Source organism: Nonomuraea sp. B10E15 (assembly GCF_039871615.1).
Classification (GTDB): domain Bacteria; phylum Actinomycetota; class Actinomycetes; order Streptosporangiales; family Streptosporangiaceae; genus Nonomuraea.
Genome location: NZ_JBDPMB010000006.1, coordinates 210,856 through 226,180, shown reverse-complemented (window position 1 = coordinate 226,180; position 15,325 = coordinate 210,856). Strand labels below are relative to the sequence as shown.

The 15,325-nt window shown below is 72.3% G+C and carries 11 protein-coding genes; 4 read left to right on the top strand and 7 right to left on the bottom strand.

Annotation, left to right across the window (positions count from 1 at the left end):
* Nucleotides 1-29 precede the first annotated feature (29 nt).
* Nucleotides 30-2,120, bottom strand: coding sequence for an alpha-1,4-glucan--maltose-1-phosphate maltosyltransferase (locus ABGB14_RS20775; RefSeq protein ID WP_347645449.1), 2,091 nt, complete (start codon nt 2,118-2,120; stop codon nt 30-32).
* A gap of 289 nt (nt 2,121-2,409) precedes the next feature.
* On the opposite strand from ABGB14_RS20775, the gene glgP reads away from it, so the two are divergent.
* A complete protein-coding gene (gene glgP / locus ABGB14_RS20770; RefSeq protein ID WP_347645448.1) occupies nt 2,410-4,992 on the top strand; it encodes an alpha-glucan family phosphorylase in 2,583 nt (860 codons plus the stop codon).
* Between the two features lie 42 nt (nt 4,993-5,034).
* Nucleotides 5,035-5,931 (top strand): MurR/RpiR family transcriptional regulator, encoded by an 897-nt coding sequence (locus ABGB14_RS20765; protein ID WP_132604877.1) that lies wholly within the window; start codon nt 5,035-5,037, stop codon nt 5,929-5,931.
* Here the strand turns inward: ABGB14_RS20765 and ABGB14_RS20760 are convergent.
* The 3 genes from ABGB14_RS20760 to ABGB14_RS20750 all read right to left on the bottom strand — a co-directional run bounded on the left by ABGB14_RS20760 (nt 5,894) and on the right by ABGB14_RS20750 (nt 9,659).
* Entirely contained in the window at nt 5,894-7,807 is a 1,914-nt protein-coding gene (locus ABGB14_RS20760) for an N-acetylmuramoyl-L-alanine amidase (RefSeq protein WP_347645447.1), read from the bottom strand. The two genes, ABGB14_RS20765 and ABGB14_RS20760, sit on opposite strands and share 38 nt — an antisense overlap.
* A gap of 110 nt (nt 7,808-7,917) precedes the next feature.
* Nucleotides 7,918-8,361: a hypothetical protein gene (locus ABGB14_RS20755; RefSeq protein WP_347645446.1), complete on the bottom strand. Its 444-nt coding sequence runs from the start codon at nt 8,359-8,361 to the stop codon at nt 7,918-7,920.
* 74 nt (nt 8,362-8,435) lie between these two features.
* The gene (locus tag ABGB14_RS20750) at nt 8,436-9,659 is read right to left on the bottom strand and encodes an MFS transporter (RefSeq protein WP_347645445.1); all 1,224 of its coding nucleotides are present in this window, start codon (nt 9,657-9,659) and stop codon (nt 8,436-8,438) included.
* Nucleotides 9,660-9,724: 65 nt separating this feature from the next.
* Here ABGB14_RS20750 and ABGB14_RS20745 point away from each other — a divergent pair, with 65 nt between their 5' ends.
* Nucleotides 9,725-10,219, top strand: coding sequence for a helix-turn-helix transcriptional regulator (locus ABGB14_RS20745; protein WP_347645444.1), 495 nt, complete (start codon nt 9,725-9,727; stop codon nt 10,217-10,219).
* Between the two features lie 9 nt (nt 10,220-10,228).
* Here ABGB14_RS20745 and ABGB14_RS20740 read toward each other — a convergent pair whose 3' ends face one another.
* From ABGB14_RS20740 to ABGB14_RS20730, 3 genes are all read right to left on the bottom strand, one after another.
* Entirely contained in the window at nt 10,229-12,016 is a 1,788-nt protein-coding gene (locus ABGB14_RS20740; RefSeq protein WP_347645443.1) for an ABC transporter ATP-binding protein, read from the bottom strand.
* 4 nt (nt 12,017-12,020) lie between these two features.
* Nucleotides 12,021-13,742, bottom strand: coding sequence for an ABC transporter ATP-binding protein (locus tag ABGB14_RS20735; protein WP_347645442.1), 1,722 nt, complete (start codon nt 13,740-13,742; stop codon nt 12,021-12,023).
* 100 nt (nt 13,743-13,842) lie between these two features.
* Nucleotides 13,843-14,820 (bottom strand): zinc-binding dehydrogenase, encoded by a 978-nt coding sequence (locus tag ABGB14_RS20730; RefSeq protein WP_347645441.1) that lies wholly within the window; start codon nt 14,818-14,820, stop codon nt 13,843-13,845.
* Nucleotides 14,821-14,873: 53 nt separating this feature from the next.
* Here ABGB14_RS20730 and ABGB14_RS20725 point away from each other — a divergent pair, with 53 nt between their 5' ends.
* Complete coding sequence (locus ABGB14_RS20725) at nt 14,874-15,272, top strand: NAD(P)-dependent oxidoreductase (protein WP_347645440.1); 399 nt, start codon at nt 14,874-14,876, stop codon at nt 15,270-15,272.
* The last annotated feature ends 53 nt before the right edge of the window (nt 15,273-15,325 follow it).

Genomic DNA, 15,325 nt, shown 5'->3' with positions numbered 1-15,325 from the left:
ACGTTGAAGACTCCCCGCTGAATTCAGTTCTACCGTGGCGCGGCTCGTACGGTGAGAATATGGGCAGGCTGGATGTGGGGGTCGAGGCGTACATAGTTGCTCTGCCTCCAGCGGTACGACTCGCCCGACAGCTCGTCGTCGACGACGAACTCCGCGTTCCAGTCGAGACCGATGGCGGGCAGGTCGAGATCCACGGTCGCCTCATGGGTGTGGTGTGGATCCAAGTTGATGACCGCGAGCACGACGTCGCCCATCCCGTGCCTTCGTGTGGCCGGGTCGTAGGCGCCCGGCAGCCGTTTGGAGAAGCAAACGATGTCCGGTTGATCGACCCTGTGGAATCGTAGGTTACGCAATTCCTGCAGTGCCGGATGCGCTCTTCGGAACAAATTCAGGTGAGTGATGAAGGGAGCCAGACTACGTCCCTCGCGTTCTGCTGTAACCCAATCGCGAGGCTTGTACTGATATTTTTCGCTATCCAGGTATTCTTCGCTACCCGGGCGTACCGGTACGTTCTCCCCCAGTTCATACCCGGAGTAGACACCCCAGGCCGGCGACGTCAGCGCGGCCAGCACCGCCCTGATCTTGAACGCAGGGACGCCGCCGTGCTGCAGGTACTCGTGCAGGATGTCCGGCGTGTTGACGAACAGGTTCGGCCGCAGATAGTGCGAGGTCTCGTGGGCCAGCTCCGACAGGTAGCCCTCCACGTCGTACTTGGAGTTCTTCCACGTGTAGTACGTGTACGACTGGTGGAAGCCGACCTTGGCCAGCGCGCGCATCATCGCCGGCCGGGTGAACGCCTCCGACAGGAAGATCACGTCGGGATCGGTCGTGTGGATGTCGGCCAGCAGCCGCTCCCAGAACGCCACGGGCTTCGTGTGCGGGTTGTCCACCCGGAAGATCCGCACGCCGTGCCGCATCCAGTGCAGCAGCACCCGCTTGACCTCGGCGTAGACGCCCTCCGGGTCCTTGTCGAAGTTGACCGGGTAGATGTCCTGATATTTCTTCGGCGGGTTCTCGGCGTACGCGATCGACCCGTCCGCCCTGATCGTGAACCACTCCGGGTGCTCCTTCACCCACGGGTGGTCGGGCGAGCACTGCAGCGCGAAGTCGAGCGCCACCTCCATGCCCAGCTCCCTGGCCCGGCCGACGAACTCGTCGAAGTCCTCCAGCGTGCCGAGGTCGGGGTGGACGGCGTCGTGACCGCCGTCCTCCGAGCCGATCGCCCACGGCGAGCCGGGATCGTCGGGCTCGGGGCTGAGCGTGTTGTTGCGCCCCTTGCGGTGCGTCGTGCCGATCGGGTGGACGGGCGGCAGGTAGACGACGTCGAAGCCCATCTTGGCGATCGCGGGCAGCCGCCTGGCGGCGGTCTGGAAGGTGCCGGACTTGGAGACGCCGAACTCGTCCACGATCGCCCCCTCCGACCGGGGGAAGAACTCGTACCAGGAGCCGTAGAGCGCCCTGCGCCGGTCGACTCTGACCTTGTGCGACCTGGACCTGGTCACCAGCTCGCGGAACGGGTGGGCCTGCAGCAGCGCGGCGGTCTCGGGAAGCTGGGCGATCGACAACCGCGCCCGCGGGTCGAGATCCTCGTCCCGCAGCGTGGCGGAGATCGACAGCAGCGCCGCGCGGTGCCCGCACGCGCTGTCGCCGTTGCCGTTCTGCCTGCGCTGCCCGTTCGCGCCGGCGTGCCCCTCCTGGGCCGGCCGGTCGTTCGCGCAGTCGGCGACCCGCACGGCCCTGGCGGCCCGCTCGAACAGCCGCGCGCCCTCCTCGCACATGAGGTCGACGTCCATCCCGCGCGGGATCTTGATCTCGGCGTCGTGCAGCCACGTGCTGATCGGATCGCTCCACGCCTCCACGCGGAACAGCCAGTCGCCCTCGGCCGGCAGGCACACCTCCACGCCCCAGCGGTCGGTGCCCGGCGCCAGCTCGCGCATCGGTCTCAACCGCCCGCGCTGCCCGTCGGGCGCGGTCATCACCACGCCCGCGGCCACAGCGTCGTGGCCCTCTCTGAACACGGTCGCCGAGACCTCGAAGGTCTCGCCGGCGACCGCCTTGGCGGGCCACTGCCCGCAGTCGACGACGGGGGAGATGTCCGTGATGGGAATTCGTCCGATCATCGCATTCAAGGGTTTGCGGCGACACACTCGGTGCCGCCGGAGGCTTTCCGTGGATGCACACGCCGTTGCCGGTGGTCCGCTGGAGGCGGCCTACCCAGGCAGTAACGATCCTTGCACGTTATTTCTGGACAGCAGCGGATAGACCTCCCGAGTGTGTCTGTGGGAGGGCCAACAAAGAGGAAAGTTGCCCCAATGGTGCCTCTTCATGCTTGTTCCTGGAAGGGGTTTGAACGGTCATCATGAGGGTGAAGGACTGAGAGGTCCCTCCTAGCCCGTAGGGTGCAGAAACGTGAGAGCTATCCGCCGGTTTACCGTCCGCACCGTCCTGCCCGCGGAGCTGGCCGCCCTCGGCGAGCTCGTGCACAATCTCCGCTGGTCCTGGCACCCGGAGACGATGGACCTCTTCTCCGAGGTCGACGCCGACCTCTGGGAGCGGGTCGGGCACGACCCCGTCGCCCTGCTCGGCGCGGTCACCCCCGCCAGGCTGTCCGAGCTGGCCGCCGACCGCCGCTTCCTGCGCCGCCTCGCCGACGCCGCCGACGACCTGCGCGAGTACATGACCTCGCCGCGGTGGTACCAGACGCTGCCCGACGCCGCGCGCGCCATCGCCTACTTCTCCCCCGAGTACGGCATCGCCGCGGCTCTCCCGCAATATTCGGGCGGTCTCGGCATCCTGGCGGGAGACCACCTCAAGGCCGCCAGCGACCTGGGCGTGCCGATCCTCGCGGTCGGCCTGCTCTACCGCCACGGCTACTTCACGCAGTCGTTGTCGCCCGAGGGCTGGCAGCAGGAGCACTACCCGTCGCTCGACGCCGGCGGGCTGCCGCTCACCCTGCTCAAGGACGCCGACGACGCGCCGGTCAAGATCCGCATCGGCCTGCCGGACGAGCGGATGTTGCACGCCCAGGTGTGGGTGGCGCAGGTGGGCCGGGTGCCGCTGCTGCTGCTCGACTCCGACGTGGCCGACAACGACACCGCCGCCCGCGACGTCACCGACCGGCTCTACGGCGGCGGCACCGACCACCGGCTCATGCAGGAGCTGCTGCTGGGCGTGGGCGGTGTGCGCGCGATCAGGGCGTACTGCAAGATCACCGGGCATGCCGAGCCCGAGGTGTTCCACACCAACGAGGGCCACGCCGGATTCCTGGGCCTCGAGCGCATCCGCGAGCTGACCGAGGCGCGGCTCTCCTTCGACGAGGCGTGGGAGGCGGTGCGGGCCGGCACGGTGTTCACCACGCACACGCCCGTGCCCGCCGGGATCGACCGCTTCCCCGTCGAGATGATCGCCCGCCACTTCGGCGGATCGAACGCCTGGCCCACCGTGCCCGTCGACCGCATCCTGGCACTGGGCGCGGAGTCCGATCCCCAGCGGTTCAACATGGCCGTCATGGGCATGCGCCTGGCGCAGCGCGTCAACGGCGTGTCCCGCCTCCACGGCGAGGTCAGCAGGGAGATGTTCAAGGGCCTCTGGCCGGGCTTCGACCTGGACGAGGTGCCGATCGGCTCGATCACGAACGGCGTGCACGCCCCCACGTGGGTGGGGCGCGAGTTCATGGAGCTGGCCGACCGCGAGCTGCCCTCCCTGATCGAACGCGCCCGCGGCTGGGACGGCATCCAGAAGATCCCCGACGGCGACATCTGGCAGATCAGGGGAACGCTGCGCAGGCAGCTCGTCGAGGGCGCCCGCGTGCGGTTGCGCCGGTCATGGCGCGAGCGCGGGGCCTCCGACGCCGAGCTGGGGTGGATCGACGACGCGCTCGACCCCGACGTGCTCACGATCGGGTTCGCCCGGCGCGTCCCCTCCTACAAGCGGCTCACGCTCATGCTGCGCGACCCCGAGCGGCTCACCGAGCTGCTGCTCGACCCCGACAAGCCGGTCCAGATCGTGATCGCGGGCAAGGCCCATCCGGCCGACGAGGGCGGCAAGAAGCTGATCCAGCAGATCGTCAAGTTCGCCGACCAGCAGAAGGTCCGCCACCGCATCGTCTTCCTGCCCGACTACGACATGGCGCTCGGCCGGCTCATGGTGCAGGGTTGCGACGTCTGGCTGAACAACCCGCTGCGCCCGCTGGAGGCGTCCGGCACGTCCGGGATGAAGTCCGCGCTCAACGGCGGCCTCAATCTGTCCATCCGTGACGGCTGGTGGGACGAGTGGTACGACGGCTCCAACGGCTGGGCGATCCCCACCGCGGACGGCGTGGCCGACACCGACCGCCGCGACGAGCTGGAGGCCGCCGCTCTCTACGACCTGATCGAGCACGAGGTGTCCGACCGGTTCTACGACCGTCCGGGTGACGGGCTGCCCCGGCGGTGGATGGAGATGGTCAAGCACACGCTGGCCTCGCTCGGGCCGAAGGTGCTCGCCGGGCGCATGCTGCGCGACTACGTCGTGACCCTGTACAACCCGGCGGCCGGCGCGGCCAGGGCGCTGTCCGCCGACGGCTACGCGCCGGCGAAGGCGTTCGCCGCCTGGCGGCTGCGGGTCGCCAAGGCGTGGCCGGGCGTCAGGGTCGAGCACGCCGAGGCCACGGGGGTGGGCGACACCCCGGAGGTCGGTTCGTCCATCGAGCTGCACGCGACGATCGCGCTCGGCGACCTGGAGGCCGCCGACGTGCGGGTCGAGGCCGTCTACGGCAGGGTCGGGCCGCACGACGAGCTGGTGCGTCCCGCGTACGCGAAGCTGGAGATGGCCTCGGCGGAGGACGACGGGCGGGCGCACTTCACCGGCGTCGTCCCGCTCGACCACACGGGCGCCTTCGGCTACACCGTGCGCGTCGTCCCGCACCACCCGCTCGTCGTCACCCCGGCCGAGCTGGGCCTCATCACGGTGCCCGAGGAGCCCGCGGGCATGACGAACGGGACTCTGCGCTAACCAGCAGCTCGGGATCCCGGCGCAAGCGGCATAATCGGGACCGTGGACGACAGCGGCAACGGCCTGCGGGCCGACACTCTGGTGGCCACGGTCCGCGGTGTGCTGCCGTCCCTGACGCCTGCCGCCCAGACCGTCGCCCGCCTCATCCTCGAAGACCCCGCGACGGTGGCGCGGAGCACCATCACGGAGCTCTCCGCCGCCTCCGGCACGAGCGAGGCCACGATCGTGCGCACGGCGCGGCTGCTCGGGTTCGCGGGCTATCCGCAACTCCGGTTAGCCCTGGCGGCCGCCGCCGCGCAGCCCGACCGGCTGGTGCCCGGCGACCTGGCCCCCGACGACCCGCTCTCGGAGGTCATCCACAAGGTGGCGCGGGCCGAGTCGGAGGCGATCAACGACACGGTCGCGCAGCTGACCTCCGAGCGGCTCGGGCTCGTGGTCGACGCCGTCGTCGGCGCGCGGCGGATCGACGCCTACGGCGTCGGCGCGTCGGGCCTGGTGGCCGAGGACTTCGCCCAGAAGCTGTTGCGCATCGGGCTGTCCAGCCACGCGTTCCAGGACGCGCACCTGGCGCTGACCAGCGCGGTGCTGCTGAAACACGGCGACGTGGCGCTCGGGGTCAGCACGTCGGGGGAGACCCCCGACGTGATCGAGCCGCTGACCCGGGCCGCCGAGGGCGGGGCCACGACCGTCGCCATCACCAACAACCCCCGCTCCACCATCGCGGAGCTGGCCGAACACGTGCTGATCTCGGCCGGGCGCGAGACGGAGTTCCGTCCCGGCGCCCTGGCCAGCCGGATCAGCCAGCTCCTCGTCGTCGACTGCGTGTTCGTCGGCGTCGCCCAGCGTACGTTCGACTCCTCTCAGGAGGCGCTCGCGAGCACCAGGCGCGCCGTCAACGCGTTCACCCGGAGAACGTCACCCGCACGTCGTCAGCCTTGACGAACATCACGCGGTGGCCGAACTGGATCTGCAGGTACTTCGTCCTGCCCCGCACCACCTTGTGGTCCTCCAGGTTGAACGTGACCGCCCGGTAGTACTCCGTCGCGGCCGGCCCCGCGAGGGTGTACTTCTCGCCGGCCGAGAACGTGTACTGCAGCGGGGTCACCTCCTGGTAGGGGATGCCCTCGGGGTAGGCCTCCGCCTCCGGGTACGCCCGGCCGTAGACCGGGACGGTCGCCTTGCCGGGCTTGGGGGTGACCACCAGGCCCATGGAGGGCACGGCCGTGGGCGCGCTCTTCGGGTTGTGGAACCAGGCCTTCTGGCCGAGGTACCAGATGGCGGTCCAGTCGCCCTGCCGGCCGGCCACGGCGAAGCGCTGGCCGGTGCTCGCGCGGGCGCTGTGGTCGTACACGCTGTAGAGCGACTCGCCCGTGGGGTGCTTGCCGATGTCCTTGACGAGCGGGGCGTCGTCGCGCGGCTCGGTGCGGAGCCAGACGGTGTGGGCGGGAAGCGGCGGGCAGGCGGCCTCGGGGTTCTGGCGGTCGCAGCCATAGAAGTACGGCTTATTCGTCGCGAAGTCCGGCTTGATCATGACCGAGCCGGATCTGGGGCCGCCGAGGCCGTGCAGCGGCGCGCCCATCAGCTGGAAGTAGTGCGCCCAGTCCCAGAACGGGCCCGGGTCCTCGTGCATCTGCCTGACCGTGGTCGGCAGCGTGCCCGGGACGTTGTCGTGGCCCAGGATGTGGGCCCGGTCCATCGGGACGCCGTGCCGCAGCGCCAGGTAGCGGACCAGGCGGGCGGAGGAGCGGTACATCGCCTCGGTGTACCAGGTGCCGCCCTCGGCCAGGAAACCCTCGTGCTCGATGCCGATGGACTTGGCGTTGACGTACCAGTTGCCCGCCTGCCAGGCGACGTCCTTGGCCTTGATGTGCTGGGCGATGTGGCCGTCGGTGGAGCGGACGGAGTACTGCCAGCTGGCGCCGTAGGCGGGGTCCTGGTTGAGGCGGATGGAGGGCAGGAAATATCCCTCCATGTCGTGAATGATGATGTACTCGATCTTCTGGCTGAACGGGCGGTTCGCCAGGTCGTAGTGGCCGTAGTCGTCGTTCGGAAGCTCCTGGTACGCCGACGGGATCCACTCGCACGAGATCGACGCCGGACACTCCACGCCGCCGGTCCTCGGCTTGCGCAGTCCGAGCTTGTCCAGCCACTTCTCGATCTTCGTGAGCCCGGGGACGGGAGCCAGCCTGACCTGGTGGCCGTCGTCCGTCGTCCGCTCGGCGCCCTCCTTGATCGTCGCGAAGACCTCGTCGGCGAAGAACCTGGCCGCGCCCGCCTCCTCGGCTCCGGAGTATCTCGCGACGGCGCCGTACCAGTCGCCTGGCTCGTCGCTCAGCGGCGCGCCGAGCGCCTTCTGGTAGTCCGCGAGCAGCGCCGCGCCGCCGCGGATGTTGGCGGCGGCGTCCGTACGCAGGCGCTCGCGGCTCTCGCCGGTGAGCTCGGCGGCCTTCTCCATCGTGCGGAGCGAGGCGGGGAGGTCGGCGGGCGCGGGACGCGCGCTCGGGGCGGGGAGGGGCCTGCTTTCGTCGCCGCGCGCGTCCTCCTCGCCTTCGTGGTGGTGGTTGGATCCCGTGAAGGAGGCGGCGTCGGTCAGGTGCATGGGCCCGAACCCGGCGTCGCTGGAGGGCCGGCCGGCGTGGGCGTCCCAGCGCGACTCGAGGTAGGAGACGCCGAGCAGCACGCTCTCCGGCACCTGGAACTCCTCGGCGGCTGAGGCGAAGGCCGCCTGGCGGCCGGCGGGTTCCTGGGCGTGCGCCGCTGTCACGGTGCTTAACGGCAGGGCGGCGACGAGGGAGATCGCCAGTAGTCTGCGCATGAACCACTCCTTGGGGCTGGGGGAGCGTGGTGGGGTTCAGCGTCTCAATATTTTCCTTCGCAGGCGAGATCTTTGCGAAGAGATTCTTCATCCCTTACGGGGGAGCCCGCTCAGCTTTCGTTGGTCAGGCTCAGCACGACCGCCCACTCGTCCGTGACGAGGACCCAGTCCTCCCACAACGCCGCGTACCACCCCGTCGGCCGGTGCGTGACACGGCCCGCGGCCCGTACGGTCCCGAGCGTGTCCTCGATGATCTCCAGCACCCACTCGACCAGGAACTCCGGCTCCTCGCGAGCCTCACCACGGAACAACTCGGCGAAGAGCCCCATCCGACGGGCCGCCTGCCGGACCTCGCTCCGCCAGTCCGCGGCCGGCTCGACCCCCGTCACCCGCGTCACGTCCCCGTAGGCCGCGACGGCCGCCGCCGCCAGGTCCGGCCCAGGAGAGGGCACGGGGCCGCGCACGTCCATCCAGAACACGAAGGGCGAGCTGCGCAGCGCGTCCAGCCGCTCGGAAGTACGCTCGACCTCCTCCACGACCCAGTGAACCTCCACCGCCGTCTCCCCTCACGAACGCGGCCCGCGCGTCATTCCGCCCCAGTCTGGCGGGCGGAGAACCCGGCTGTGCGTCAGTGCCCGGCCTCGCACTCCGCGGGGGGACGGGAGGCCGCGGACCGGCGGGGGACCAGCCAGAGCGTGAGCGGGGCCGACAGCAGCGCGACCGCGCAGGCGGCGTTGAGCGCGGCCGTCATGCCGAACAGCTCGCTCACGGCGGGCCCCGCGAAGGCGCCGAGCATCGTCGCGGCGGCCTCCATGGTGAGGAACGCCGAGCTGACCCGGCCGAGCAGCCCCCCGGGCGTCGTCCGCTGAACCCACGACTGCACGGATACCAGTACGGTCACCGCCGGCAGCCCGAGCAGCACGGCGGCGACCAGCACGAGAGGCAGCGCGGTGCTGTTGAACAGCAGCGCGAACGCGGCCGCGACGAGCGCCTGGCCGGCGGCGACGGTCGTCCTGGCGGAGTGGCGGTCGGCGAGCCTGCGGCTGACGGGAGCGCCGAGCAGGAAGCCGAGCCCCAGAGCGGACAGCAGGTAGCCGACCTCCACGCTGCCGCCGAGCCGCGTCACGCCGAACGGCACGAGGAGGGCGGTGAGCGCCGCGTTGGCCAGCAGGTAGAGGCTGTTCGTCGCCAGCAGGCCCCGGGTCGCCGCGGCCTGCCGCACGTGCCGCAGCCCCTGGCCGATGCCTGCGAGCACGCCGCGGGAGGTCGCGCCGGGGTCGCGAGGCCGGGGCGAGGTCATGGCGATGGTCGCCGCCGACAGCAGCCCGGCGGCGGCGCTGGCCGCGACGACCGCGCCGATGCCGTTGAAGGCGAACAGCAGCCCGCCGAGCGGCGGGCCGCCAAGCGCGACCACGCCGGTGGTGACGGCGCTGAGGGCGTTGGCGCTGGTGAGGGCAGGCCCGGTGCCCACCACGGAGGGAACGTGGGCCTGGCCCGCGGGGCGGAAGAGCACGGCGGCGCTGCCCTGCCCGAGCACGGCCACGTAGACGAGCCAGATCGTCTCGGGTGTCCTGGCGAGCAGCATCACGCTGATCGCCAGGACGTGCACGAGGTCGGTCGCCACCATCAGGCGGCGGCGGTCCCACCGGTCGGCCAGCACCCCGGCGAACGGCCCCAGCAGCAGCGAGGGCAGGTACTCGAAGGCCAGGGTGACGCCCGTCGCCAGCACCGACCCGGTGACGGCGAAGACGTGGGCGGGAACCGCGACGACCAGCATGCTCGTCCCGAGTCCTGCCACCGCCCGGGCCGCCCACAGCAGCCGGAAGTCCCGCACCCGAAGGGCCTGCACCATGGTCTTCCCCCGATCGCTTGTATTCTCACAAAAGAGAAACGGGCGATCGAGTATTCTGTCAAGATATGAGTGTGGATCATGCGGATCTGGGCCGGCGGTTGCGCAGCCGCCGGGCGGCACTCGGCAGGACCGTCGCGTCGGTGGCCACCGACGCCGCGCTGTCGGTGCCCTACGTGGCCAACCTGGAGAACGGCAGGGGCAACCCCACCCTCTCCGCCCTCGACCGGCTCGCCGAGGCCCTCGGCACCCGGCTGGTGCTCACCTTCGCCGACCCGAGCACGGTTTCGGGCACGGGCCAGGGCACGGCCCGGGGCGCGGGCTCGGCTTCGGAGGAGGTTGCCCCGCCACCGTCGCTCGTGGAGTTCGCGCGGACCAGGAGGTTCCGGCGCGAGGCCGGATCCCTGGCCGCGCTGCTGGGCGAGGAGGACCGGGTGGTGCGGGCCACGCTGGTCGGCGCGCTCGCCGCCGTCGCCGGACCGCTCGACCGGGACCTGCACCAAGGCGACTGGCAGCGGCTGCTCGACGCGATCGTGCTGATCCTCGCCCACCCGGCCTCATGACCGCGGCGCTCACTCCGGGTGCCCGCCGTGCCAGGAGCGCCAGAGCGCGGCGTACGCGCCGCCCGCCGCCACGAGCTCGTCGTGCGTGCCGAGCTCGGTGAGCCTGCCGTCCCGCAGCACGGCCACCCGGTCGGCGTCGTGGGCGGTCTGGAGGCGGTGGGCGATCGCGATGACAGTGCGCCCGGCGAGCACGGCGGCGAGCGCGCGTTCGGTGTGCCGCGCGGTGCGCGGGTCCAGCAGGGCGGTGGCCTCGTCGAGGATCAGCGTGTGCGGGTCGGCCAGCACCACGCGGGCCAGGGCCAGCTGCTGGGCCTGCGCGCCGTCCAGCCGCTCGCCCTCCGGGCCCGGCTCGGTGTCCAGTCCGTCGGAAAGCTCGTCGATCCAGCCCGCCCCGACGGCGGCCAGGGCGGCGCGCAACGCGTCGTCGGTGGCCTCGGGCGCGGCGATCAGCAGATTGTCGCGTACGGTGCCGAGGAACACGTGATGCTCCTGGGTGACGAGCATGACCCGCTCGCGCAGCCGGGCGGGGTCGAGCCCGGCGACCGGCACCCGCCCGACGGTCACGGAGCCGGCGCTCGGGACGTCCATGCCCGCCAGCAGCCTGCCCAGGGTGGTCTTGCCCGCGCCGGACGGCCCGACGACGGCCAGCCGCTCGCCTGGCTGCACCGTCAGGTCCACCCCGTGCAGGACGTCGGGGCCACCGTCGTAGGCATAGTGCACACCGGACACCTGCAGCCGGTCGTCGACCGGCTCGGGGGCGGCGGCGTCCTGGTCCGCCCGGAGGGCCAGGCCGGCGCCCTCCACCCGGGCGAAGGAGGCGGCGCCGCTCTGGAGGCGTTCCATGGTGAGCAGGATGACGTCGAGCGGCTGGGAGAGCTGGCGCAGGTAGAGTGCGGCGGCGACCACCGTGCCCAGGGTCACGGCGCCCTGCGCGAGCAGCAGGCCGCCCGCGAGCAGGACGGCGACCACCGGGATGGCGTGGGAGACGTCCACGATGGGGAAGAGCACGCTGCGCAGGAACAACGTCCGGGTGCGGGTGACCCGGCACCGCTCGATCGCCTCCTGGCAGGTCTCGAGGCGGCGCCGCCCCAGCCCGAGGGCCTCCACCGTACGGGCGCCCGCGGTGGTGGCCGCGAGCTGCTCGGCGAGCTCCGAGTTGGCGGCCCCTTCGGCGAGGTAGGCCGGCACCGCCCGGCGCAGGTACCACCGGGCGGCGAACCAGATGCCCGCCAGCCCGAGCACGCCGCACCCGCCCAGCAGCGGGTCGAGGACGACGACCGCGCCCAGCACGAACACCGCCTGCACGCTCGCGATCAGCACGTCGGGGCCCGCGCCGCGCAGCATGGTGCCCACCGCCGCGACGTCGGCGGTGCCGCGGGTGGTCAGGTCGCCCGCCCCGGCGCGCTCGACCACCCCCACCGGCAGCGCGAGCACGCGGCCGGTGAACTCCTCGCGGATGCGCGCCAGCATGCGCTCGCCGAAGCGGTGCCCGATGTGGCCGGCGTAGCGGACCAGCAGGAACTGTGCCAGCGCGAACCCGAGGAGCGCGAGCGCCAGCCGGTCCACGGTGGCGACCCCTGCGCCGTCCCGCACCTCGTCGATGATGCGGCCGAGCAGCCACGGGCCGGCCAGTCCCGCGGCGGAGGCCAGCGCGTTGAGGACGACCATGGCGCAGAACGCGCGCCGGTCCAGCCGGATGAGCCGGAACGCCGCCCTGCGCAGCCGGGCGGAGTCAGCCACCGGCAGGGCGCCGCTCGTCATCGGGCCGCGCTTCTGCCGCGCTCGCTCCCCGCGCATCGGCTCATCGGGCCGCCTTCCTGCTGCCGTCGTCATCCCTGGCCACCAGGGCGCGGTAGCCGGGCTGCCAGCCCAGGAGCTCGCCGTGCCCGCCGGTCGCCACGACGGAGCCGCCCGCCAGGTAGTGGACGGTGTCGGCATGGGCCAGCACGAGGGGCGACGTGGTGGTGACGACCGTGGTGCGGCCCGCCCGCGTCGCGCGCAGCCGGGCCGCGATCGTCGCCTCGGTGTGCGCGTCCACGGCCGAGGTCGGCTCGGCCGCGAGGAGGATCTCGGGGTCGGCCAGCAGGGCCCTGGCCAGGCGTACGCGCTGGCGCTGGCCTCCCGACAGGTTGCGGCCCCGCGCGTCGACGCGCGCGTCCAGCCCGCCGGGCAGGCCGCGGACGATGTCGTCCGCCATGGCCGCGTGGACGGCGAGGCCGATGGCGTCGTCGTCGGGGTCGAGCCTGCCCGCGACGATGTCGCGCAACGTGCCCGCGAACAGGTCGGCCTCGTTGTCGGCCACCAGGATCCGCTCCCGGAGCCGCGCCGGGTCGATGTCGCTCAGCCGGATCCCGCCCCAGGTCGCGGCGGGACCGGCGAACCCGCCCAACCGGTCGAGCACCGCCGCCGCCTCCGCCGGGCGGGCGCTGACCAGGGCGGTCAGCCGTCCCGGCGCGATCTCCACGCCCGAGACCGGATCGCGCAGCACCGACATGGGGGCGGGCGGGTCCACCGGGTCGTCGATGACCCCGGCGGCGGGTTCCAAGCCCAGGAACCGCACGACCCTGCGGGCGGCCACCAGGCCGCGGCTGAGGCCGTAGCCGCCCTCGATGAAGGACGACACGGGCACCACCAGCACCGCGGCGTACCCGTAGACCGCCACCAGCTCGCCCGCGGTGATGTCGCCCCGCGCGGCCATCCGGGCCGCCAGCCAGGTCACCGCGCCGAGGAACAGGGTGGGCAGGCCCACCCCGAGAGCCTGGATCCAGCTCGTCACCGCGCCGACCCGGTAACCCTGCTCCCTCAGCTCCTGGGAGCCGCGACGGTAGCGCTCGGCGTACACGTCCTTGCCGCCGACGCCGTTGAGGACCCGCAACCCCGCGGCGATGTCGCCGAACCGGGCGGCGAGCGCCCCCTGCCGCGAGCGGTAGCCGGTCTCGGCGCCCCGCAGCCGCCCCAGCAGCGGGCCGAGCACGACGACCAGCAGCGGCACGCCCAGCAGGACGACCGCGGCGAGCAGCGGCGAGACCGACAGCAGCAGCCCGGCCACGACGGCGTAGGCGAGGACCGCGCCGACACCGGGGCCGGTGACGGTCAGCGCCTCGGACATCATGGCGACGTCGGTGAACCCGATCGTGACCACCTCCCCGGCCGTGACCTGGCGCGGCAGCGCCGCACCCAGGCGCGTCGACTGCAGGGCCAGCACCTGTACGGAACGGAACGCGGCGTCCATCCGCACCCGGGTCATCGTCCGGTGCCGCATGATGGCCAGCCACGCGGTCAGCACCCCGTAGCCCAGTAACGCCGCCGCCCAGCCGGCCAGCGCGGGCCAGTGCCCCGGCGTCAGCCCGTCGTCGATGGCGCGGGACAGCAGGTAGGGGGCGAGCGTCAGGCAGACCGTCCAGCCGGTGCCGAGCAGGGCCCCGGCCACGACCCTGCCGCGCTGGCTGGTGACCAGCCACCAGAGATAGCGTCCGGCACTCCGGCTGTCGGGAGTGCCGGGGTCCATGGTGGCCGAGGTCATGGCTGGACCCTATGTGCCGGTCCGCTCGGCCTGTCCGGCGGGTTCGCGGCGGGCGTACGGAGAATCCCGCGTGACCGCTCGGGGACGGCCGCGTGGCCGCTCAGGGGATGAGGACGACCTTGCCCGTCGTCGCCCGGCTCTCCAGCGCGGCGTGCGCGGCGGCGGCCCGCGCCAGCGGGAACGTCTGCACGGCCGGCGTCAACGTGCCCTCGGCGGCCGCCGCCAGCGCGCGGGCCTCGTACGCCGGCCGCTGCTCCGGACTGCCGAGCAGGACCAGCAGGGCGTTGGTCACCGTGAGATCCCGCTCCTTGAGCATCGCGGGGTCCGGCTGGAAGTCCTGCTGGGAGGCGTTGCCGATGGTGACGTGACGCCCGCCGTCGGACAGCAGCCCGAACGCGGCCCGCGCCTTGTCGCCGCCGACCCCGTCGAGCAGGGCGGTGACCGTTCGGCCACCCAGCCGCTCGGCCACCTGCCGTTCCCAGCCGGGCTCGTCGTAGTCGACGGAGAGGTCCGCACCGAGCTCGCGCACGGCAGCCACCTTGGCGGGGCCGCCCGCCGCGCCGATGACGGTGGCGCCGAGGGCGTGGGCGTACTGGACGACCAGGCGGCCGATCCCGCCGGCCGCCGAGGTCACCAGCACGACGTCGTCGGAGGTCAGCCTGGCCACGTCGAGGAACTGCAGCGCCGTGCACCCGGTGACGATCATGGCGACGGCCGTCTCGTGTCCCAGCTCGCGGGGCAGCCGGTGCACCGACGCCACGTCCGCGACGGCCAGCTCGGCGTAGCCGCCGGGCTGCCCGGCGGAGGTCACGACGTCGCGCCCGATCCAGGCGGGGTCCACCTCCGGGCCCACGGCGTCGACCCGCCCCGACACCTCGCCCCCGAAGACGGAGGGGAGCTCCGGCAGCGGCGGCAGCGAATCACTGGCCATGCCCGAGCGCATCATGGTCTCCACCAGGTGCACGCCCGCCGCCTTGACGGCGATGCGCACCTGGCCGGGGCCCGGCTCGGGGTCGGGGACGGTCTCGTAGCGGAAATTGCCGGCCGGGCCGAAGGCGTGCAGGACGACGGCGTGCATGAGGGGCTCCTTGGAGGTTGTGCGTTCGACCCTCCGAGGGTGCAACCTCAACTTTGCTTGATGTCAACCGTGACGTCGGGCTCTACGGGTTGGGCAACGCGGGGCTCGGTCTGGCGGCCAAGGCGAAGGCGTTCCACATGCGGGTGCTGGGCCTGCGCCGCAGGGCCGGCGTGCCCGCGCCGGGCGTGGACGAGCTGTTCGCCCAGGACGACTTCCTCCGGTTCCTGGCCGCGTGCGACTTCGTGGTGGTCACCGCGCCGCTCACGGCGGCCACCCCGGGGCGGTTCGACCGGGCCGCGTTCGCCGCGATGAAGCGTACGGCGTGCTTCGTCTGCGTCTCGCGCGGCGGCATCGATCATGCTGGACAACGTCGGCAGGTTCGCCCGTGGCGAGCCGCTGCGCAACGTCGTCGGCAAGGCGGCCGGGTATTGAGGGCTAGTGTACTTGTCTGACGATTCTGCTCGTGTTCGGCGATTGTCGGGAGGGGGCCTTTGGACGGCCAGAC